The sequence below is a fragment of the Staphylococcus gallinarum genome (genome assembly GCF_000875895.1).
Classification (GTDB): Bacteria; Bacillota; Bacilli; order Staphylococcales; family Staphylococcaceae; genus Staphylococcus; species Staphylococcus gallinarum.
This window is the reverse complement of record NZ_JXCF01000011.1, coordinates 1-6,367: the sequence shown is the minus strand read 5'-3', so window position 1 is coordinate 6,367 and position 6,367 is coordinate 1. Positions and strand designations below refer to the sequence as shown.

The following is a 6,367-nucleotide window of genomic DNA, read 5'->3' as shown; positions in this document are numbered from 1 at the left end:
TCTGATTCAGAAAGTGCATCAACATCATTGAGCACATCAGTAAGTGATTCAGAATCAGCAAGCACGTCATTAAGTACATCAGTATCTGACTCAGAAAGCGCAAGCACATCATTGAGTACGTCAGTATCTGATTCAGAGTCAGCAAGTACGTCATTGAGCACATCAGTAAGTGATTCAGAATCAGCAAGTACGTCACTAAGTACATCATTGAGTGATTCAGAATCAGCAAGTACATCACTAAGTACATCAGTATCTGATTCAGAAAGTGCATCAACATCATTGAGCACGTCAGTAAGTGACTCAGAAAGTGCATCAACATCATTAAGTGCTTCTGAAAGTGAAATTGTGATTGTACCAATAAGTGGATCGATGGATGACATCGACTTAGACAGTATGTCAACATCTATGAGTACTTCTGAATTAAATTCAACAAGTGCAAGCACATCATTAAGCACTTCAGTATCAAATTCAGCATCAACAAGTGCATCAACATCAGTGAATACGTCAGAATCAGTAACATCTAATAATGGTTCTGAATCAGCAGTGAATAGTCATAAAGAAAAAGTAGAATTACCTGATACAGGTAAAGATACAGATAATAGAAATGGCTTAGTTGGTGCAACATTAGCTATGCTTGCAGGGCTTGGTTTGATTAGAAAATCAAGAAAGAATAAAAAAGAAAGCAAAAAATAAAGTATAGTTAAAACAAATAAATATTAATATCAAACAAAGAGGCTAAAACATCGTACATTAGAAAAATTAATTTTAAAAAATAAATTAATTTTTCAGGGTTAAAAATGATACATGTTTTTAGCCTCTTTGGTATAATATTTCTAAAAAAGAGGTATATTGTGGAAAATAATGTGGTAAAACGTATTTTTAAGCAAAATGAATATAGGGTCTTATATAAAAGGATATTGTTTACTTGCCTAATACTTATCATTTATATACTGGGAAGTAATATATCTATAGTTGCTCAAGAAAATACACATCAAGACGTTAGTTCATTTTACAAATTAGCCGTTTCCAATACTGGTGGAGATTTAAGCACGTTAAATATATTCTCGCTAGGATTAGGACCGTGGTTAACGGCAATGATTATTTTTACATTATTGTCTTATCGAGATATGGAAAAAGCAGCAAAGCAGACTAAGTTAGAGAAGCATTATAAAGAGAAAATATTAACGTTATTAATTTGTTTAGCACAGGGTTATTTTGTCATCAATGAATATGTAATTAAAGATAAAATACATTCAGAAAATGTCTTTTTATTACTATTAGTATTAGTAACTGGAACGATGTTCTTGGTGTGGTTAGCAGATCAGAATACGCGTTATGGTATTGCTGGTCCAATGCCAATCGTTATGATGAGTATTGTTAAGGCGCTATTTCAACAAAGATTAGCACATCTACATGCGAGTACAACTGTACTCGTATTGATTTGTGTTGTTATCGTAATTGCGTTATTAACATTACTAATTATGGAATTAATCGAATATAGAACAAATTATAAAGACATCATGAATGCTTCAAATCAAGATATAAAAACGTATTTGGCTTGGAAAATTAATCCATCAGGAAGTATATCAATTATGATTAGTATTTCAGTATTTGTCTTACTGAATAATCTTTTAAATCTATTTGTAAATAGTTTTGTATCTGAAAAGCATGTGAATATACAAACGCTCAGTTTCAATAATTGGATAGGTATAACGTTATATATTGTTCTGCAAATGATATTAGGTTATTTCTTATCTAGATTTTTATTAAATACACGAAATAAGTCTAAAGATTTCTTGAAAAGTGGGAATTATTTTGTAGGTGTGAAGCCAGGTAAAGAAACGAGAAAATATTTAAATCGCATGGCACGACGTGTGTGTTGGTTTGGTTCAATTGTTGTGACGCTGATCATTGGTTTGCCACTGTATAGCACGTTGTTAGTGCCTGAATTGTCGCAACAGATTTATTTTGCAATTCAACTCATCGTATTAGTGTATATCGGTATTAATATAACGGAAACTATTAGAGCGTATTTATACTTTGATAAATATAAACAATTTTTAACTAAGTATTGGTAAGGAGTTTATGATGAAATATTTTGTTCCAGCTTGGTATAACCAAGGTAGTTGGTGGGAAGATAAAACGACACCTTATTATAGTAAAAGTTTAGTCAAAGAATTTGATGACATGATTAGTTTAATGAATATGCATGTCAAAAATGACGAAACATTTGAGATGTTGATACTCAACTATTCACCAGATTTGCGTACATTTTTGCATAGATTTGATTTGTTTGAAGCACGTTATTGGTCTTTATTTGACGATATTCAGGGTTTTGAGTCACGGACACCATTACCGCTTGATTTCAAATCTTTGAATTGGCCTGAAGGTACTGAGTTTGTTTATACACCGTATCTTGTTCGTTGTGTTACAGGAGCAACGACGTATTCTAATGTTTACTTTAACCAAGATGGTTATATGGTTTGGATAGAAGCATTTGAACATGGCCAAAGGGTGCAACGTTCTATCTTTGATGACCGAGGATATTTATCTTCTATATTATATTTTGATGGTCAGGGCGTGCCGTTTAGACAGAAATATATGACGATTGATGGAGATTGTATTCTTACATCAGAGTTAGTTGATGGCACGGTACATGTAAGTGAACAGTATCAACACCGTTTCAATCAAACTGTATACAATAATATGGAAGATTTATTACAAGAACGTGTTGCATTATATATGAAGCAAGAGGTCAGTGTAGACTACCCAATTATTATTGCTGCGGATGAACGACATAATTATTTTTTAAGTGAAATATTAAGCGACTATCAATTGTGTTATTCAATCTTCAAGCAACGAAATAGTGAATTAACATCTTCATTACTTCAATCTATAAGTAATAGCCAATATTGGTTAGTTGATATGTTGGATAATGAGGAAACATTACAACAATATAAAATTGAACAACAATTAGACGTTGAGATTATGCGTATTACACCATTTGATGCACAGGTTCTGCCAAACAAAAGTAGTCAATATTATGAAACGTATATTGGTTTGTGGATTGATGGTATCGCTCATGATACTTTACAACAAAGTTTGCAACAGGTGATTTCGTATATGGAGCGAGTTGAAAATACAAGGATTATATTATTGACGGAACAAGACAAGAAATTATTGCCACAATGGCTGACAGAGCAAGTCCAAGCAGTAAACGATAAATATAACACGATTAATGAGGATGAAGATGGCATTAATTTGTTATTGGCTGAGGAAGAAGAATATGTCGAAGTGATTGAAATTAAGCATGTGCCTTTTGAACAGGATTTAAGAGCAGCATTGATGAATTTAAGAGTAGTCATTGATTTAAACCGCGAGCCAGATTTATTTTTACAAATTAGTTGTATTAGTGCGGGTATTCCGCAAATTAATTTGAGAAAAACAGATTATGTCGTCGATGAAATTAATGGACGCGTTATTGAACGTGTTGATCAACTTGTCGAAGCATTGCAATACTTTTTAAATCACTTAAAGAATTGGAACTATTCTTTCGCATATGCAATTAAGTTAGTAGAAACGTTTGCCTCTAAGGAAATAGTCGGACGATTGAATCGATGGATTGAAGGTGAAGTAAGTGAAGCGTAAATTTAAGGCATTGCAAATAGGTGGTAATGATTTAGAGACGCTATTTGATAGTAATAAGAAAGTGGAATGGGATTACTTTGATCCAGCTATAATGCAGTATGAAGAGAACTATTTGGATGCTGTACGAAATATTATTGATGAGCATGGACAATTTGACTTTGTCTTTGTGCAAGCGAGGTACAGTGAGCAATTAATAGAAATGTTGGCATTGGTTGGTACACCTTATAACACTTATATAGATGATACCTATTGGGATACACAGTATGAGCAGGATAATACGATTAGTGAGTTATTAGCACGTCCGTTAAGTTATCAAAGTGAAGCAGATTTACATGAAAAGTTAAAAGCAGTTACATTTTCAGGGCAATATGGGGATAAATTGTATCCGAAACACTGTATTGTCAGTCAAACATTTGATGGCGACGTTGGATTTATGGGGAACAAGTATCTCGTATTGTCTGGAGATTTCGGAGCCGAGTTAAAGCAAGTTGTATCTTGGAAGAACAACATTGTATGTGATAAGCATAAGGCTACACAAATATGGCCTGAATTTGTAGTCAGTGAAGGTGTAGAGTTAGAGTTTACATTACGTATTATTCAAAGTGGTACGGTAGATACAATTATTGACGAAATTAATTTAGATCAAACACAGTTTGATGAGCCTATTATTATCGAGAGTAGACCGTATGATGTATATGCAAGTGTGAGTTTGAAGCTACGTGGTGAAGGACAGGTTAAGGTTGGTGCGATTCATAAGCGCTGGTCACGATATGATATGGGGGAATTCTTGTTTGGCGGTCAAAGATATGTTGATAACAATAGAGAAGAGTTCTTCTATTACTTTAATCCAGGTGATTTGAAACCACCATTGAACGTTTACTTTAGTGGTTATCGTTCACTTGAAGGCTTTGAAGCGTATTTTATGATGAATAAATTAAATGCGCCATTTATTCTGATTAGTGATCCACGGGTGGAAGGTGGCTCGTTCTATATTGGTTCTGATTCGTATGAAACAGCTATTAAAGATGTGATTCAAGATAAGTTGTCCTACCTTGGATTTGAAAGTGATGAACTCATCCTATCTGGTTTGTCTATGGGTTCGTTCGGTGCGCTGTATTACGGTGCTCAGTTGAATCCTTCAGGTATTATTATTGGGAAACCCTTAGTGAATATAGGAACAATTGCTGATAATATGCGCTTATTAAGACCGGAAGACTTCGGGACTGCTTTAGATGTATTAATGACTCATGAACAAGATGTAACACCACAAGATATTGATCGTCTAAATAATAAATTTTGGAATGTCATGTCTCAAAGTAATATAGCAAACACCACATTTGCAATTGCTTATATGCAACATGATGATTATGATGCACACGCCTATGCAGAGTTGTTTCCGTTGTTGAGTAGGCAGCATGCAAGAGTGATTAGTAGAGGGGTTCCTGGTAGACATAATGATGATTCGCCGACAATTACCAATTGGTTTATAAACTTTTATCATATTTTACTGGAAACTAAATTTGGGAGAGTTAAACATGAAGGAAAATAATTATTTTGAAGTGTTTTGGAAGCAAGTTAATCCTTCAACATTCATGTATGGTTCGAAGCTAGCATTTAAAGACGGTGTTACAGTATTTGAGAATCCTTTAATGCCTTCAGGTATTATTATTCAAGATTGGGTTATGAAGACAAATTATGCTTTGGATAAAGAATTGCCGACCTTACCTATTTTGAAAAGGGGTTCTGATTATACATTCCAATTTAATTATGAAGTTGAGCCACAGGGTGCGCTGTACTTTAAGATCATATTCTATAGCAAAGACGAAACGGTACTCTCTTCGCAGATTATTAAAGACAAAGAGGTTCATGTCAATTATCCTGAAACGGCACATACGTATAAGGTTCAAATGATTAATGCGGCTGCACAAATCATTCGATTCGAAAAGTTTACTATCACTGAGCAACGATTAATCGATTCAAAGCAACGTAATTTAACAATAAGTGGTGTAACGAATGTTGATACGAATGAAGCTGTACGTAATGTGGTCTTTGTAGAGCCTTCTCAATGGTTGGACTATCCATTGTCGCAATCTGCAGTGTCACATTTAAAGAATGTAATCACTGTTGAATATTGGTCTGAAGCTGTCACGGATAATTGGAATGAAATCAAAGGCTATATCGAGAGACTTGGTGAAGATTCTGAAGTGCATTTAATCAGTTATGGTGAAAAAGGAAATGTATTTGTGTCACATTTAAGTAATTTGCTACAAGTACCATCATTTATAACAGCAGACAAGGATAAGCGATTTGATCAACAAATTAGCGAGATAATAAATGAAGAAATAACATCTGCAACAGGACCTACTGAAATATACTTTGATCCTAAAAGTGAAACGTATGATGTGGCTGATCAAGCTATTTTCACTGTGCTAAATCCTTCGCGCTACTTAAAATATCTCGATGTAGTGCGTGTGAATTATGGAGGGGCCAATGAAACAGAAAATTAATTCAACAATTAACCAAATGCGCTTAAATCGTTTGCAGAAAACCTTACGTAAAATTAATAACTATAGTGAAATGATGAAATCATATTCGGATGAACAATTACAGGACAAAACAAAAACGTTTCAGCAACAATTAGCAAATCATCAAGCTACGTTAGATGATTTATTACCAGAAGCGTACGCAGTTGTTCGTGAAGCAAGTTGGCGTGTCTTAG

6 protein-coding genes and 1 pseudogene are annotated in these 6,367 nt (G+C 34.1%); 6 read left to right on the top strand and 1 reads right to left on the bottom strand.

The genetic code is table 11. The annotated features are described in order from the left end of the window. Window positions 1–380 (bottom strand): annotated as a pseudogene (locus SH09_RS17245) (clumping factor B); the annotation flags it as partial. On the opposite strand from SH09_RS17245, the gene SH09_RS17240 reads away from it, so the two are divergent. The 6 genes from SH09_RS17240 to SH09_RS09215 form a co-directional block, all read left to right on the top strand. Then, window positions 370–693, top strand: coding sequence for an LPXTG cell wall anchor domain-containing protein (locus SH09_RS17240; RefSeq protein ID WP_082039208.1), 324 nt, complete (start codon window positions 370–372; stop codon window positions 691–693). The pseudogene SH09_RS17245 and the gene SH09_RS17240 overlap by 11 nt on opposite strands. 182 nt (window positions 694–875) lie before the next feature. After that, window positions 876–2,078 carry an accessory Sec system protein translocase subunit SecY2 gene (gene secY2 / locus SH09_RS09235; protein ID WP_042739373.1) on the top strand — a complete coding sequence of 401 codons (1,203 nt, stop codon included), beginning with the start codon at window positions 876–878 and terminating at the stop codon, window positions 2,076–2,078. Between the two features lie 10 nt (window positions 2,079–2,088). After that, window positions 2,089–3,648 (top strand): accessory Sec system protein Asp1, encoded by a 1,560-nt coding sequence (asp1, locus tag SH09_RS09230; RefSeq protein WP_042739371.1) that lies wholly within the window; start codon window positions 2,089–2,091, stop codon window positions 3,646–3,648. Beyond that, window positions 3,638–5,197 (top strand): accessory Sec system protein Asp2, encoded by a 1,560-nt coding sequence (gene asp2, locus SH09_RS09225; RefSeq protein WP_042739370.1) that lies wholly within the window; start codon window positions 3,638–3,640, stop codon window positions 5,195–5,197. The genes asp1 and asp2 overlap by 11 nt, the downstream gene beginning before the upstream one ends. Beyond that, a complete protein-coding gene (gene asp3 / locus SH09_RS15795; protein WP_052495429.1) occupies window positions 5,184–6,155 on the top strand; it encodes an accessory Sec system protein Asp3 in 972 nt (323 codons plus the stop codon). The genes asp2 and asp3 overlap by 14 nt, the downstream gene beginning before the upstream one ends. Further along, a partial coding sequence (locus SH09_RS09215; RefSeq protein ID WP_042739369.1) for a hypothetical protein occupies window positions 6,139–6,367 on the top strand: 229 nt, incomplete at its 3' end. The genes asp3 and SH09_RS09215, both read left to right, overlap by 17 nt.